Genomic DNA, 13,926 nt, shown 5'->3' with positions numbered 1-13,926 from the left:
CCGGGGAGGCGGTGGCGGGAGACGCTGCGGCGAGTGCGCCCGGGCCGACCACGGTGGTGCTGGCGGCGGGCTGAAACACCGTCGCCACGGCGTCGGCGCCTCCCCGGCCGGGGAGGCCGCGGCCGACGCTTCCCCGGACGCCGCCCGCCCCGCGGGCCCCGGTCCGGCCTCAGTTCGGCCCGACGTTGCTGTGCATCACCAGTGCCCAGCAGAGGCAGCCGAGCGCCGCCGTGGACAGCAGCGCCCGCGCCGCGCTCCACCGCATCCGCCGGGCCCCGGACGGGGCGTCCGGCTCCGCGTACTCCGGCCGGCCCGGCTCGCCCGCCTCCGCCAGCGCCTGGCTCAGCGGCAGGTTGACCACCCTGGTCGCCACCAGGGAACCGGTGTAGCAGACCAGCGCCCCGACCACCGCCGGCAGCACCCGGTGCCCGTCGCTCGGCAGGTGCAGCACGACCGCCAGGCCGGTGAAGACCAGCGTGCCGACGAAGCCCAGCAGGTACCACCCGTTGAGGACCGCCACGTTGAGCCGCTGCATCACCTGGACGACGACCAGGCTGTCGGCGGTGCGCAGCCCCGGTGTCACCGAGGCGTAGGTGTAGAAGAGTCCGGAGGTCAGTCCGGTGGTGACGGTCGCCGCCACCAGTGCGAAGACCCGCATCGCCTCCATGCCGTCCTGCCCCCGTCCGCTCGGCCGGTGCCGCCCGGTCGAAGCGGCCCCGCGCTGCCGATCATCCGTCATCGAACGGCCGATTGCCCACCGAATTGGCCGATAGGGCAATGAGGATGACGAATGGTCATGGCTCGGCGGCCGGAACCCGCTGCGGAGGGTCAGCCTCCGGTGCGCCCGGCGAGCGCGGCGAGCAGGGCGTCGACGGTCCAGTGCCCGGCGGCGCCCGGGCGGGTGCTCAGATAGGCGGCCGTGCGGCGCGGCGACCAGCCGTGCGCGTCGGTCAGTCCGGCGGCGAGATTGCGCAGATACCGGGCGCGCGGGGCGTTCAGCCGGGCCTCGGCCAGCGTCCACGGGGCGGTGAAGGTCACCACGGGCACGTCGTCCAGCGTTCCGGGGCACACCAGGGTCTGGTACCGGCCGGGCCCCTGCGGGTCGCGGCCGGTCCGCAGCACGGCGGCCAGATCGAGGTCGGCGCCCGGCCCGTCGCCCATCTCCTGGGCGGCGATGTCGCTGAACTGCCCGATGGTCAGCAGATAGGCCCGGGCCGGGGCGGAACCGCGCCGACGGGGGTCGTAGAAGGCCATCCCGCCGCCCCAGGTCCGCGACTCCAGGGCGAAGTAGAGCAGCCCGGGCAGGCGCACCGTCGCCGACCGCTCCGGCAGGCGGGCGTCCCGGCAGCCGGGGTAGTCCCGCTCGCCCTCGGCGGGCCGCCCGCCGTGCAGGTAGCGGGCCAGCCGCTCGGCGTGCATGTTCGAGCCGTACGCGGCGTACCAGATCAGCGGCGGTACGGCCGGCGCGCGACCGGGCGGCGGCGGGCCGGCGAACGGTCGGATCTCCTCCACGGCCGGTGACGCTACCCGACCCGCCCGTCCGCACCGGCCCGGACACCCGGCGACCTGCCCACCCGGTCGGTCGCCGGTCCGGTCAGTGCGCCGCCCCCGCCGCCCCCGCCGCCCCTGACGCCCCCGCCGCCCCCGCCGTCGCGTCGTCCGAACGGAAGGCGAACCGCTGCCTGGCGCTGCGCCCGCGGCTCTCCACCGGCAGCACCCCGGTCGCACCCGCGAGCCCGAACGGCGGCATGTCGAAGTACACGCACTCGTACGACCCCTCCGGCACGACGTACGCCTCGTGCCAGAGCCCGACCCGCCCGCGCAGCCGGCCGTCCTTGAGCTTCCGGTTGGCGATCTTCCACACCCGGTGGTGGAAGGCGTCCGGCGCGCCCGCGTACCGGTACAGCTTCTCCTTGGACTCCCAGTACTGGACCACGTAGTAGGTGCGCGGCGAGCCGGTCAGCAGGACCCTTCCGCGCAGCCCGCGCTCCGGGGCCCCGGCCAGCTCGTGGAGCATCCGGAACATCGCGAGCATCACCGGCAGCCACTGGTGGACGGCCCAGAACCGGTTGATCCGCATCCCGATGAGCAGGACGACGGTCTCCCCCGTCGCGGCCGCGGTGGTGAAGCCCGGAGTCGGTTTCGCGAACACGTCTGCCCCCAGCCGGTCGGCTCCCTCCGGCCCTCCCGCCGCGCTTGCTACCCGCGGGTAGAGGCCGATGTAAGCGGTGATTACACCAGCGCGCACCGGGCCGGTCAACCCTTCGCGCAGGTGAAGTCCCGTACGCTCCAACGGGGTTGGCGAACGCCCGGGCCGAAGGGCGTCCGCCTCGGCATCACCCTCCCGCCGGGCCCTGCGCCGGAGCTCCCCACCACCTGGTCAGCGCGGCCTCCAACGACCGCCGGTCCTCCCCGACCCACGCCACGTGGCCGTCCGGGCGCAGCAGGACGGCGGGGACGTCCAGTTCCGCGCCGGGGTCGGTGACGTGGTCGACGCGGTCGGCCCAGGCGTCCGCCGCGAGCCGGCCGCCGGTGCGGTCGAGGAGCAGCCCCCGGCCGCGGTGCATCAGCGCGTAGAGGCGGCGGTCCCCCGACAGCCGGATGTCGCGCAGGCGCCGGCCGACGAGCTCGTGGTCGACGCCTGCGCCGTCACCGCCGTCACCGCCGTCACCGCCACCGAGGTCGTACCGGATGTCGAGGGCGGTGATCATCCCGGTCACGTAGCGGTTCACCTCCTCGACCTCCATCAGCCGGGTGAACAGCTCCCGCAGCGCGGTCGGCCCCGACGCGCTGCCGAGCAGCGTCATCTGCGCGCGGGTGTTCGTCAGCACGCGGGCACCGACCGGGTGCCGTTCGGCGTGGTAGCTGTCCAGCAGGCCCTCCGGCGCCCGGCCGGCGACCTCGGCGGCGAGCTTCCACCCCAGGTTGAAGGCGTCCTGCACACCGAGGTTGAGGCCCTGCCCGCCGGTCGGCGGGTGGATGTGCGCGGCGTCGCCGGCCAGCAGCACCCGGCCGACCCGGTAGCGCTCGGCCTGGCGGGTGGCGTCACCGAAGCGGGAGAGCCAGTGCGCCGCGCGGGCGCCGAAGTCGGTGCCCGCGACGGCCCGCAGCCGCTCCCTGAACTCCTCCAGCGTGGGCGGCGTCGCCCGGTCCTCGGCGACGCCCGCCGCCGGCACGATCACCCGGGCGACCCCCGGGCGGCCGTCCACGTCGGGGGCCACGCCGAACCGCAGTTCGGTGCGGCGCACCCGCTCCACCACGGCGGCCACCTCGGCCGGGTCCGCGGCCAGTTCCAGGTCGCCGATCAGCGTCTCGACCGTGGAGGGCTCGCCGGGGAAGCCGACACCGAGCGCCTTGCGCACCGTGCTGCGCCCGCCGTCGCAGCCGACCAGGTAGCGCGAGCGCAGCTGCGTGCCGTCCGCCAGGCCGACGCTCACGCCGTCCGCGTCCTGGCTCAGGGCGGTGACCTCGTACCCGCGCCTGATGTCGGTCCCGAGTTCGAGGGCGCGCTCCTCCAGCAGGCGTTCGGTGACCGCCTGCGGGGTGGCCAGTCCGTACGGGTGGGCGGTGTCCAGGCTGTCCGGCCAGGGCGCCATGACACCGCCGAACAGCCCGCCCACCTGGAACTTCTCGCTCACCGCGAGGAAGCGCTCCAGCAACCCCCGCTGGTCCATGATCTCCACGCTGCGCGCGTGCAACCCGCGCCCGCGCGACTCCCCGCCCCGCTCCGGGCGCCGTTCCAGCACGACCACGTCGACGCCGTGCAGCCGCAGCTCACACGCCAGCATCAGACCGGTCGGCCCGCCGCCGACCACGATCACGTCCGTCACCGAAGACCCCGTTCCGTCGTTCCCCTGCATCCACCGATGCATCCACCGATCCGGGCGAAACGCCATGGACTCCGCGAATCCTGCCGTTCCGCCCCGGCCCGGCTCAGGGCGACGATTCTGCGCCTCCCCCACCCCCTTGCCGCAAGGCCCCCCGTGCGCTATAAGTTGAGAGTGGCAACGAGTGGAACTCCTCGTTGCCTTTGTCGTTTCCGCCCGGCGCACAGCGGCACCCGCACCCGCACCCGCCGAGGAGCGGGCACGGGCACGAACACAGGCGCGGACGTCGGCACCGGCCCTACCAGGCGTAGTCCTCCGGCGCCGGCCTGTGGCCCGGGAAGAGGGTGTCGAGGCGGGCGAGGACCTCGTCGTCGAGCTCGATGCCGAGCGCGTGGACGGCCGCGTCGAGGTGCGCGGGGGTGCGCGGGCCGACGATGGGGGCGGTCACGGCGGGGCGGGAGAGCAGCCAGGCGAGGGCGAGGTCGGCCGGGTGCTCGCCGATCTCGGCGGCGAGGTCCTCATAGGCCTGGATGCGGGGCCGGTTGGCCTCCAGGATCTCGCCGGCATGGGTCATCGCGCCCCGGACGAGGGTGCCCTCGCGCTCCTTGCGCAGGGCTCCGCTGAGGACGCCGCTGCGCAGCGGGGACCACGGGAGCAGGCCGAGGCCGTAGTGCTCGACGGCGGGGACGACCTCCAGCTCGATGGTGCGGTCGAGCAGGTTGTAGAGGGACTGCTCGCTGACCAGGCCGAGGAAGTGACGGCTGCGGGCGGCCTCCTGGGCCTGGGCGATGTGCCAGCCGGCGAAGTTGCTGGAGCCGACGTAGATGATCTTGCCCTGGGCGACCAGGACCTCCATCGCCTGCCAGATCTCCTCCCAGGGCGTGTCCCGGTCGATGTGGTGCATCTGGTAGAGGTCGATGTGGTCGGTGCCGAGCCGGCGCAGGCTGGCCTCGACGGCGCGGCGGATGGCCAGGGCGGAGAGCCGGCCCTCGTTCGGCCAGTCCCCCATCGGGGCGTAGGCCTTGGTGGCGAGCACGGTGCGCTCGCGGCGGCCGTCGCCCTTGGCGAACCAGCTCCCGATGATCTCCTCGGTGCGACCCCTCCGCCCGCCTTCGGCGTTGCGGCCGTAACTGTTGGAGGTGTCGAAGAAGTTAATGCCCCGTTCGTGGGCGCTGTCCATGATCAGGTGGGCGTCGGACTCCTCGGTGTGCGGGCCGAAGTTCATGGTGCCCAGGCAGAGTCGGGAGACGGTGAGGCCGGTGCGGCCGAGGTGGGTGAACTCCATGGAGCCACCCTGAGCCGCACCGGCCGTGCTGTCCAGCACATTCCGCCCCATGGGACGCGGGTCGGACGGACGGGGGCGGTCAGCGCCCGCGGGTGCCGTGGGTGGCGAACTTCCGCACCGCGAGCGGTCCGCAGAGCAGCAGCAGGAGCGCGCACCAGAGCAGGGCGACCGGGCCGGCGTGCTGCATCGGCCAGGCGGTGGCCGGGGCGGACGGGTTGCCGAACAGCTCGCGTCCGGCCTGGACGACGGCGCTCATCGGGTTCCAGTCGGCGAGCGCGGCCAGCCAGCCGGGCATCCCGCCGGTGGGCACGAAGGCATTGGTGACCATCGCCAACGGGAAGACCGCGACGGCCAGTTGCCCGGCCGCCTCCTCCTTGCCGACGGCCAGGCCGAGCAGCAGGCCGACCCAGGTCATGGCGAACCGGAAGAGCAGCAGCAGGCCGAACGCGCCTGCGGCGTCGCCGGGTCCGCCACGGATCCGCCAGCCGACGGCCAGTCCGACCGCCGCCAGCAGGGCCAGCACCACCAGGCTGACCAGCAGGTCGGCGAGGGTCTGGCCGAGCAGCAGGCCGGTGCGGGAGACCGGCATCGAGCGGAGCCGGTCGGTGACGCCGCGCCCGACGTCGCGGGCGGCGCCGACCATGGTGGGCATGATGCCGTTGACGGCGACCATCGCGAACAGGCCGGGCATCAGGAACTCCCGGTAGCCGCCGGTGGCACCGCCCGGCCCGCTCCCCGCGCCGGGGACGGCGATGGCGCTGCCGAACACGTAGCCGAACACCACCACCAGCACCACGGGCACGCCCAGTGAGGCGGCCAGCAGTCCGGGCGAACGGCGGTAGGCGAGCAGGACGCGGAGCATCGAGGACCAGGTGTCGGTGAGCAGGCGCGCGGGTGCGGTCATCGGGCGGCCCTCCCGGCGGCTTCGGCGGCGGCATCGACGGCGGTGACAGCATCGGCTGCGGGCGTGTCGGTGGCGCCGGTGACGCTCCCGTGCCCGGTGAGCGCGAGGAAGACGTCGTCCAGCGAGGGCGGCCTGAGCGCCGCGTCCTGCGCGACCACCCCCACCGCGTCCAACTCCCGCACCAGGCCGGGCAGCAGCACCTCCACCCCGGGCCGGGAGACCGCCTCGACCGTCCGTTCGTCCTGGTCCACCCGCACGTCACCGCTGCCGGTGAGCCCGGCCAGGACGGCGGCGGCCCGGCCGAGTTGGGCGGCGTCGGCGAGGGTGACCGAGATCCGGGTGCCGATCGACGCCTTCAGCCGCCGCGGCGGTCCGGTGGCGATCGCGGCGCCGTGGTCGACGACCACAACGGTGTCGGCGAGCCGGTCGGCCTCCTCCAGGTATTGGGTGGTGAGCAGCACGGTGGTGCCCGCCTCGGCCAACTCCCGCACCGCGTCCCAGATCTGCTGCCGGCTGCGCGGGTCGAGGCCGGTGGTGGGCTCGTCGAGGAAGAGCACCGGCGGGGCGGTGACCAGGCTGGCGACGAGGTCGAGCCGGCGCCGCATGCCGCCGGAGTAGCCGCGGACCAGGCGGTCGGCGGCCTCCGCAAGCCCGAAGCGGTCGAGGAGTTCGCCCGCGCGGACCCGGGCGCCGCGGGCGCCGAGGTGGTGCAGCCGGCCGAGGAGGTGCAGGTTGTCCCGGCCGGTGAGGCCCTCGTCGACGGCGGCGTGCTGGCCGGCCAGGCCGATGCTGCGGCGGACGGCGTCGGGGTCGCGGACCACGTCGTGGCCGGCCACCCGGGCGGTGCCGCGGTCGGGGGCGACCAGGGTGGCGAGGACGCGGACGGCGGTGGTCTTGCCCGCGCCGTTGGGGCCGAGCAGGCCGCAGACGGTGCCGGCCGGGACGGTCAGGTCGAGGCCGCGCAGCGCGCGGGTGGTGCCGAAGCGTTTCTCCACGCCCGCCATCTCGACAGCGACGGCGACGGCGGTGGCGGCGGCATGGTTCCGGACGGTGTCGGGCATGGCTCTGCCCACTCCCCTCACTAGGTACAGCGTACGTAGAAGCACCTGCGAGCGCATCGTACTACGTACGGCGTACGTATCTAAGATGGGAAGCCGAGGTGATCGACCAATGCCGTCCAGCGAGTCCCCGAACAGCAGCTCAGCCCCCGCTCAGCAGCCGGTTCCACAGCCCGCCCCACAGCCCGCCCCACAGCCGGGCGAGGCGCCCGAGCTGATCTGGCTGCGCCCCGAGCGCGCCGGCCGCGGCCCCCGCCCGGCCCACAGCCGGACGTCGATCGCCGCCGCCGCCATCGCCATCGCCGACGCGGAGGGCCTGGACGCCGCCTCCATGCGCAGGGTCGCCGCGGCGCTCGGCGCGGGCACCATGTCGCTCTACAACTACGTGCCGAAGAAGGAGCACCTGCTCGACCTCATGCTCGACGCCGTCGCCGGCGAGTACGACTACACCGCCCTCACCCCGACCGGCGACTGCCGCGCCGACCTGCGCCGCCTCGCCCGCGAGCAGCTCGCCACGCTGCGCCGGCACCCCTGGGTGGCGGGCCTGGTGATCGCCCGCCCCGGTCTCGGCCCCAACGCCCTGCGCTACACCGACCACTTCCTGGCCGTCACCGAACCCAGCGGCCTGGACGGCACCGCCCGCCTGGAGGCGCTCGCTCTGCTCAACGGGTTCGTCTGCCAGTACGCGCAGTACGAGCGCACGGCGGCGGCCGGCATCAAGTGGCAGGCGGAACTGGCCGGTTACCTCGGCCGCGCCGCCGCGAGCGGCGCGTACCCGCACCTGACCACCGCGTTCGCCACCGCGGCGCCGCCGTCCGCGGACCCGGACGCGGCCTTCGACCGCTCGCTCGACCGCGTCATCACGGCCGTGCTGGCCCCGGTGACGCCGCCCTGAACCCGGCGGCACGGCCCGCCCCCGGGTGACACCGCGTCATTAATCGCTTCCCCCGCGCTCCGGCCACCGCCTACCGTGTCCCGGTCGACGATCACGCACCCGGGAGACGGACACCGCCATGCAGCACGACCACCACGGCTGGGCCGACGAGCGCTTCGGCGCGGTCGCCGACACCTTCGCCCGCAACTTCGCCGACTTCCCCGAGCTCGGCGCCGCCGTCACCGTCCACGTGGGCGGCCGCAAGGTGGCCGAGCTGTGGGGCGGCGTCGCGGACGAACGCACCGGCCGGCCCTGGCAGGCGGACACCGTCGTCCCGGTCTTCTCCTGCGCCAAGGCCCTGGTCTCCGTCTCCGCCCACCTGCTCGCCCAGCAGGGGCGCCTCGACCTGGACGCGCCGATCGCCCGCTACTGGCCCGAGTTCGCCCGCCGCGGCAAGCGGACGGTCACCACCCGCATGGTGCTCGCCCACCGCGCCGGCATCCCGGCCCTCGACGCGACCCTGACCTTCGAGGAGATCGCCGCCTGGACGCCGGTCGTCCGCGCGGTCGAGGAGCAGGAGCCGCTCTGGGAGCCGGACACCACGTACGAGTACCACGGGCACGTGTTCGGCTTCGTGGTCGGCGAGGTGATCCGCCGGATCACCGGCCTCACCCCGGGCGCGTACGTCCGCGAGACCTTCGCCGAACCGCTCGGCCTGGACGCCTGGCTGGGCCTGCCCGCCGCCGAACTCCCGCGCCTGGCCCGCCTCTCCGAGGCCGGCGGCCGCCGCCCGATGCCCGGCCCCGAGCACCTGCTCACCCGCATCGTCACGATGAACGGCGCCCTGGTCTTCCCCGGCCTCGACGAGCCGCACGGCTGGAACGACCCGGAGCTGCACGCCATCGAGCTCCCCGGCGCGGGCGCCGTCGCCTCCGCCACCGGCCTCTCCGCCTTCCTCGCCGCCGCCGTCACCGGCCTCGACGACGCCCCGGCCCTGCTCACGCCCGCGACCGTCGCCGACGCCACCCGCGAGGTCTCCTCCGGCGCCGGCTTCCTGGGTTTCGACCTCGGCGGCCGCTGGGGCTCCGGCTTCCTCCTGCCCTCCCCCGCCTTCCGCCCGATGCTCGGCCCGCACGGCTTCGGCAACGACGGCGCCGGCGGCCAGTTCGCCTTCGCCGACCCGCACTTCGGCGTCACCTTCGCCTACACCGCCAACCGCATGATCGGCCACGGCGACCCGCGCGCCGACCACCTCGTCGACGCCGTCCGCACCTCCCTCGGCGCCTGACCCGGGGCCCGGACGCCCGCCCGTCCGGTCGGCCGCGCCCCTTGTCAGCGGACTCCGGCGCGGTGGACCATGGCGGGCATGGCGGGCATGGAGGCGGGGGCGGGGGACGCGGCCAGACGGTTCCTCCGGCAGGAGGACGAGCTGGTCCGCCGGCGGCTGTACGGGCTGATGGCGGCCCGCGCGCAGGAGGCGCGGGAGGTCATCGACGCGCTCCGGCCGTTGCGCCGCAACGCCACCGGTTTCCTGGGCCGGCCGAAGCCGGAAGCCGTCAACGCGCTCCGGATCGCCTGCCGGTGGGGCGTCGAAGGCCACGTCCCGCCCGGCGCCGACGCCATCGGGTACCGGTACGCCTTTCGCGGATCGGCACCCGGCGCGCCGCTCTTCGCACCGTCCGCCGCCGACCGCGAACGCCTCACGCGGGTGAGCCACGGCCGCCTCACCCGCGAGGACTTCGACCGCGCGCTCACCGGCGCGCTCCACCGGGCCCAGTGGCTGGCCGAGCTCTACTCCGGACTGACCGTCGAGCAACCGGTCCTCGACGTCCCGGAAGCCCTGGACCCGCCGCGCCACGGACGGCTCCGCGACGGCATCGTCGGCCGCGCCCTGCGCGAGGAGATCGCCGGACAGCTCGCCGCCGGCCACGCCCTGCGGCGCACCGCGGCCGACGGGCAGCCGACCGCCCCCGCGATCGTTCCCGCGATCCGGGCGTGGGCCGGGGCGACGACCGCCGTACTGGACCACGGCCTGACCAACCCCCGGATCGGCCAAGGCCTGCGGCAGCTGACCGACGGGCTCCGGTACTGCCGCAGGCAGGCCGTTCCCCACCCGGTGGCCGTAGCCGGCGCCCACCTCACCCTCGGCCTGGAATACCTCGAAAAGGTGGACAAGCAGATGCCCGACCACATCGAAGCCTCGGGCCAGGGCCCGCAGCCGGCGCCGGTCACCGTCCACGGCAACGTCGGCGCGATCAACAGCGAGGTGGTCAACAGCCAGTTCGCGGTCGCCGGAGCCGTCCGGGACATCGCCGTCACCATCGACGCCCTCGACCGCGACGGCCGGCGCGAGACCGCGTCCGCCCTCCGGGAGCTCACCGCCGCCGTCCAGCAGGACCGTTCCTTCGCCGAGGACCAGCGCGCCCGGCTCCTCGACCACGTGGCCGATGTCGCCGAAGCCGCCGACGATCCCGGCCGCCCCCGTGCCCTGACCCGCGCCCGCCTCGCCATGGCCGCCCTCACCACGGCCGCCGCCGGCTCCACCCAGCTCGCCCAGGCCCTCACGACCTGGCACGACACCCTCAACCGCTTCTCCTGAGCGGCGGGACCGCCTCCGCCTACTCGACGAAGTCGCGCCAGAAGGCGACGGTGGCCACCGGGTCCCAGTCGGCCGGGAGGCCGTAGGAGGCGTCGAACTCGCGGCGGACGTAGTCCACGAGGTCCTCGCCGTAGTGGATGATGTCCGTTCCCCAGACCGACAGCACCGGGTGGCCGTGCGTCCCGCCGCCGGCCGGGAGGAAGCGGTGCCCGTAGAGCGGGACGAGCCGGGGCACCTCGGCCAGCCGGGCCTCGGCGACCGACCGGGCGGCGGAGGCGTCGGCGGGCCGCTCGCCCCAGGACTCGTGCCAGTAGCCGTGGCCGACCGAGGACAGCACGCCGTCGGCCGGCCAGTCGAGGCGGTGGCGCAGGTCGTCGGGGTCGCCGTCGCGCCAGTCCGGCCAGGGCTGCTTCCAGGTGGCGCCGTCCTGCGGGGGCGAGGCGACCGGCAGGCCCGCCGCCAGGAACGCCCGGTGGTCGTCGGCGAAGCGGAAACCGTACGCGGCCTCGATGCGGTCGAACTCCTCGTCGGTGAGTCCGGGCGCGATGGTGCAGCAGTTCGCCTCCCGCAGGCGGCGGGCGGCTTCGGCCCCCAGGCGGGCCGCGTCGTTGATGATCACACCGGGACTCTAACGAGCGTCAGCAGGCGCGCGCCGAAAATTTCACGCCCCCTGTGTGCGCCTCACCCCAGGGCGCGCGGGAGGGTGGTGCGGACCCATTGCTCGGGTTCGGACAGATGCGGAGCGTGACCGGCGTGCGGGTAGACGTGGCGCTCGGGCTTGGGGAGCGAGAGGTCGATCAGGTCGAGGATCTCGCCGTACATCGGCTCGCTGTCGTCGCTCTGGGTGAGGAGGACGCGCTCGGTGAAGCGGTTGAGGGCGGTGAGGTCCAGGTCGAGGGCGTCCGGGTCGCGCAACTCGTCCAGGTACGTCGGCGCGTTGCGGATGTAGGTGTGGCGGACCGGCGCGGGGAGCTGTTCCCACGCCCCCGGGCCGAAGGCGACGGTGTCGACGTAGCGCTCGGCGGCGGACGCCGATTCGGCCTGTTCGAGGAGCTCGCGGACGGCGGAGATCCGTTCGGCGAAGGCGACGCCGAGGGGGCGCAGCTCCGGGTCGGCGAGCAGGGTTCCGGTGGCGGTCGGTTCGTGGACGGCCACGCCGCGCAGCAGGTCGGGGCGGGCGGCGGCGAGGCGCAGGGCGATCAGGCCGCCGTAGGCGTCGCCGCAGACGTAGGCGGGGGCGAGGCCCAGGCCGACGATCAGCGCGGCGAGGTCGGCGGCGTCCTCGTACACGGAACCCTGGGTGAGGAGGTCCTCGCTGCGGCTGTGCCCGCGCCGGTCGTAGGCGACGGCGGTGGTCTCCTCGGCGAGCCCCGGCAGGACGCGTGCCCAGCTGTCGGCGTCGGTCCACGACCCGTGCACCAGCACCAGCCCCGGCCCGGCGCCCCGGGTCTCGTAGTACAGCGCCACCCCGTTCACCCTGATCTCGGCCATCACGAGCCTCCCGACCTCGGTCGTGCACCGGCACAGCCCCACCCACCAGCGTGACACACCCCCGTCACGGCGGTCGGATGAGCGGAGGCGGTCACGGAGGGCAGCGGCTGTCGAGCAGCACCCGCACCCACACGCGCTTGCCGCAACCCCGGCGGGCGATGACGCCGAAGTCCAAGGCGAGTTGGCGGACCAGGTCGATGCCGCGGCCGCCTTCGTTGAAGCGGCGCGGCCGGCGCTCCTGGAGCGGGAGGTCGTAGCGCGGGTCCCAGACTTCGAGCCGGCAGTCGCCGTCGAACTCCTGGAGGTAGAGCCGGACTTCGCCGTGCCCGTGGCAGGCGTGCACGACGGCGTTGGTGACCAGTTCGGAGGCGATGAGGACGAGGTCGTCCACCCGGTCCCCGGCCCAGCCCCAGGAGGTGAGCTGGTCGCGGACGTGGCGGCGAGCGGCCCGCACCGAGGTCCCGTGCTCGGTGAGGGAGGCCTCCCAGGTGCGGAGGGCGGGTCTGTGGAAGGTGGACATGGCGAGGCCCCTTCGGGAGCGTGTCCGTTCGGTCACGTTGAGTGTGGGGCATCCAAAATCGAAACTGCAACATCATTGCTCGAAGAAATTAATTGATCTTGGAACGGACTTGAGCGCGCGCCCCCGGTCTGGTGAGACTGGACCTCCATACCCGAAGGGAGGAGCGCCACTTGAGCAAGCAACTGTCGGCGATCAGGCAGATCCGCCTCGGCGACGAGCTGCGCGCCTGGCGGCTGGAGAACAACAGGACCCTCGTCGACATGACGGCGGGCCTGAGGGGCTGGAGCCCCGGTCGACTGAGCAGAATCGAACGGGCTCAGCAGCCGATCAGCCGCGCCGACCTCACCAAGCTGCTCGACCATGCCGGTGTCACGGGCCAGGATCGCGAGGATCTGGAGAGCCTGCTCGGGGACGGCCCGCCCAAGCAGTGGTGGCGCGACCTGGACTACGCCGAGACCATCACGCCGGCCTTCGCCGAGTACCTGGCGCTGGAAGCCGATGCCTCGCACATACTGAACTACTTCCCGTCGGCGTTCCCCGGTCTCGTCCAGACCGAGGGCTACGCGCGCGAGATGATCGCAGCGGGCGTCGACGCGCCCAACGACGAACTCGTCGAGGCCGGAGCCGAGGTTCGCGTGCTCCGCCAACGCAGGCTGACCGAGGAACCCCGGCTCGACTTCCAGGCCTACTTCGGTGAAGTCGCGCTGCTCATCGCGGGCGACCAGGCGGTACTGGCCGACCAGATCCGACACGCGATCGAGGTCGCCGACTATCCGAACGTCACCCTGCGCATGGTGCCGCTGAATGCCGGCCGGCCTGGGGTTCTTGCCTCAGGAATCACCCTGATGCGGTTCCCTGACGACCACTCCGAAGGCTTCGTCTTCGTGGAGGCCATCGGCGGTATGCTCCCCAGGAGAACGGGACGCGACGTCAAGCGAGCCGAGAGAACCTTCGTGCGCGTCGAGCAGTTCGCGCTGTCGCCGGAAGAGACCATCGCCGCCCTCGAACGCAAGCTGGAAGAGCTGACGTGAGCAACAAGCACGACCCCTACGCCCACAACCCGGCCGACGCCGAGTGGTCCAAGTCCCCTTTCTCCGCCGAAGGCAACGGCGACTGCGTGATCATCGCCCGCTTCCCCAACGGCGACGTCTGGCTCGGCGACGACAAGAACCCCGACCGGCCCCACCTCGCCTTCGACCACGCCGAGTGGGCCGCCTTCGTCAAGGCCGTCGAATCCCGCTCCCCCGACTTCACCGCCTGACCGCCCCGGCCCGGAGTGGGGAGTGGGGACCCCCCCCATCACACAACCCCCCCCCGGCGCCCCCCTACGCGCCGCGAGCCGAGGCCGAAAACCCCGGGGAGCAGGAG

General features: G+C 74.0%; 15 protein-coding genes. 5 read left to right on the top strand and 10 right to left on the bottom strand.

The features are described 5' to 3' along the window. Window positions 1–169: 169 nt before the first annotated feature. The 7 genes from ACFXAM_RS22960 to ACFXAM_RS22930 form a co-directional block, all read right to left on the bottom strand. Window positions 170–658, bottom strand: a complete 489-nt coding sequence (locus ACFXAM_RS22960) for a DUF1772 domain-containing protein (protein ID WP_380294087.1) — start codon at window positions 656–658, stop codon at window positions 170–172. A gap of 170 nt (window positions 659–828) precedes the next feature. Then, a complete protein-coding gene (locus ACFXAM_RS22955; RefSeq protein ID WP_380294086.1) occupies window positions 829–1,512 on the bottom strand; it encodes a histone deacetylase in 684 nt (227 codons plus the stop codon). An 82-nt stretch (window positions 1,513–1,594) separates the two neighbouring features. Continuing rightward, complete coding sequence (locus tag ACFXAM_RS22950) at window positions 1,595–2,152, bottom strand: DUF4188 domain-containing protein (protein WP_380294085.1); 558 nt, start codon at window positions 2,150–2,152, stop codon at window positions 1,595–1,597. A gap of 184 nt (window positions 2,153–2,336) precedes the next feature. Then, on the bottom strand, window positions 2,337–3,830 hold the full coding sequence (locus tag ACFXAM_RS22945) for an FAD-dependent oxidoreductase (RefSeq protein WP_380294084.1): 1,494 nt from the start codon (window positions 3,828–3,830) through the stop codon (window positions 2,337–2,339). A gap of 295 nt (window positions 3,831–4,125) precedes the next feature. Beyond that, window positions 4,126–5,112, bottom strand: coding sequence for an aldo/keto reductase (locus ACFXAM_RS22940; RefSeq protein ID WP_380294083.1), 987 nt, complete (start codon window positions 5,110–5,112; stop codon window positions 4,126–4,128). A gap of 79 nt (window positions 5,113–5,191) precedes the next feature. Continuing rightward, window positions 5,192–6,016 carry an ABC transporter permease gene (locus ACFXAM_RS22935; RefSeq protein ID WP_380294082.1) on the bottom strand — a complete coding sequence of 275 codons (825 nt, stop codon included), beginning with the start codon at window positions 6,014–6,016 and terminating at the stop codon, window positions 5,192–5,194. Next, a complete protein-coding gene (locus ACFXAM_RS22930) occupies window positions 6,013–7,077 on the bottom strand; it encodes an ATP-binding cassette domain-containing protein (protein WP_380294081.1) in 1,065 nt (354 codons plus the stop codon). Before ACFXAM_RS22930 ends, ACFXAM_RS22935 begins: the two co-directional genes overlap by 4 nt. A gap of 109 nt (window positions 7,078–7,186) precedes the next feature. On the opposite strand from ACFXAM_RS22930, the gene ACFXAM_RS22925 reads away from it, so the two are divergent. From ACFXAM_RS22925 to ACFXAM_RS22915, 3 genes are all read left to right on the top strand, one after another. Beyond that, window positions 7,187–7,969 (top strand): TetR/AcrR family transcriptional regulator, encoded by a 783-nt coding sequence (locus tag ACFXAM_RS22925; protein WP_380294080.1) that lies wholly within the window; start codon window positions 7,187–7,189, stop codon window positions 7,967–7,969. Window positions 7,970–8,087: 118 nt separating this feature from the next. Then, entirely contained in the window at window positions 8,088–9,236 is a 1,149-nt protein-coding gene (locus ACFXAM_RS22920) for a serine hydrolase domain-containing protein (protein WP_380294079.1), read from the top strand. Window positions 9,237–9,314: 78 nt separating this feature from the next. Continuing rightward, window positions 9,315–10,547, top strand: a complete 1,233-nt coding sequence (locus ACFXAM_RS22915; protein WP_380294077.1) for a hypothetical protein — start codon at window positions 9,315–9,317, stop codon at window positions 10,545–10,547. A gap of 19 nt (window positions 10,548–10,566) precedes the next feature. Here the strand turns inward: ACFXAM_RS22915 and ACFXAM_RS22910 are convergent, their stop codons facing one another. The 3 genes from ACFXAM_RS22910 to ACFXAM_RS22900 all read right to left on the bottom strand — a co-directional run bounded on the left by ACFXAM_RS22910 (window position 10,567) and on the right by ACFXAM_RS22900 (window position 12,558). Beyond that, a complete protein-coding gene (locus ACFXAM_RS22910; protein ID WP_380294075.1) occupies window positions 10,567–11,166 on the bottom strand; it encodes a hypothetical protein in 600 nt (199 codons plus the stop codon). Window positions 11,167–11,228: 62 nt separating this feature from the next. Beyond that, window positions 11,229–12,038, bottom strand: a complete 810-nt coding sequence (locus tag ACFXAM_RS22905) for an alpha/beta fold hydrolase (protein ID WP_380294073.1) — start codon at window positions 12,036–12,038, stop codon at window positions 11,229–11,231. 91 nt (window positions 12,039–12,129) lie between these two features. Beyond that, a complete protein-coding gene (locus ACFXAM_RS22900) occupies window positions 12,130–12,558 on the bottom strand; it encodes an ATP-binding protein (RefSeq protein WP_380294071.1) in 429 nt (142 codons plus the stop codon). 170 nt (window positions 12,559–12,728) lie between these two features. Between ACFXAM_RS22900 and ACFXAM_RS22895 the strand changes: the two genes are divergently transcribed. Both ACFXAM_RS22895 and ACFXAM_RS22890 read left to right on the top strand, forming a co-directional pair. Further along, the gene (locus tag ACFXAM_RS22895; protein WP_380294069.1) at window positions 12,729–13,589 is read left to right on the top strand and encodes a helix-turn-helix domain-containing protein; all 861 of its coding nucleotides are present in this window, start codon (window positions 12,729–12,731) and stop codon (window positions 13,587–13,589) included. Then, a complete protein-coding gene (locus tag ACFXAM_RS22890; RefSeq protein ID WP_380294067.1) occupies window positions 13,586–13,819 on the top strand; it encodes a DUF397 domain-containing protein in 234 nt (77 codons plus the stop codon). The genes ACFXAM_RS22895 and ACFXAM_RS22890 overlap by 4 nt, the downstream gene beginning before the upstream one ends. Window positions 13,820–13,926: the final 107 nt, after the last annotated feature.

The organism is Kitasatospora sp. NPDC059462, from assembly GCF_042749955.1.
GTDB lineage: Bacteria > Actinomycetota > Actinomycetes > Streptomycetales > Streptomycetaceae > Kitasatospora.
Note: the sequence above shows the minus strand (reverse complement) of the source record. Positions and strands in the feature narration are given on the sequence as shown.

Bases quoted from the DNA above. Each gene is read 5' to 3' on its own strand.
- ACFXAM_RS22960 (WP_380294087.1), bottom strand. From the start codon at position 658: ATGCGGGTCTTCGCACTGGTGGCGGCGACCGTCACCACCGGACTGACC.
- ACFXAM_RS22940 (WP_380294083.1), bottom strand. From the start codon at position 5,112: ATGGAGTTCACCCACCTCGGCCGCACCGGCCTCACCGTCTCCCGACTC.
- ACFXAM_RS22900 (WP_380294071.1), bottom strand. From the start codon at position 12,558: ATGTCCACCTTCCACAGACCCGCCCTCCGCACCTGGGAGGCCTCCCTC.
- ACFXAM_RS22915 (WP_380294077.1), top strand. From the start codon at position 9,315: ATGGCGGGCATGGAGGCGGGGGCGGGGGACGCGGCCAGACGGTTCCTC.
- ACFXAM_RS22905 (WP_380294073.1), bottom strand. From the start codon at position 12,038: ATGGCCGAGATCAGGGTGAACGGGGTGGCGCTGTACTACGAGACCCGG.
- ACFXAM_RS22935 (WP_380294082.1), bottom strand. From the start codon at position 6,016: ATGACCGCACCCGCGCGCCTGCTCACCGACACCTGGTCCTCGATGCTC.
- ACFXAM_RS22930 (WP_380294081.1), bottom strand. From the start codon at position 7,077: ATGCCCGACACCGTCCGGAACCATGCCGCCGCCACCGCCGTCGCCGTC.
- ACFXAM_RS22925 (WP_380294080.1), top strand. From the start codon at position 7,187: ATGCCGTCCAGCGAGTCCCCGAACAGCAGCTCAGCCCCCGCTCAGCAG.
- ACFXAM_RS22920 (WP_380294079.1), top strand. From the start codon at position 8,088: ATGCAGCACGACCACCACGGCTGGGCCGACGAGCGCTTCGGCGCGGTC.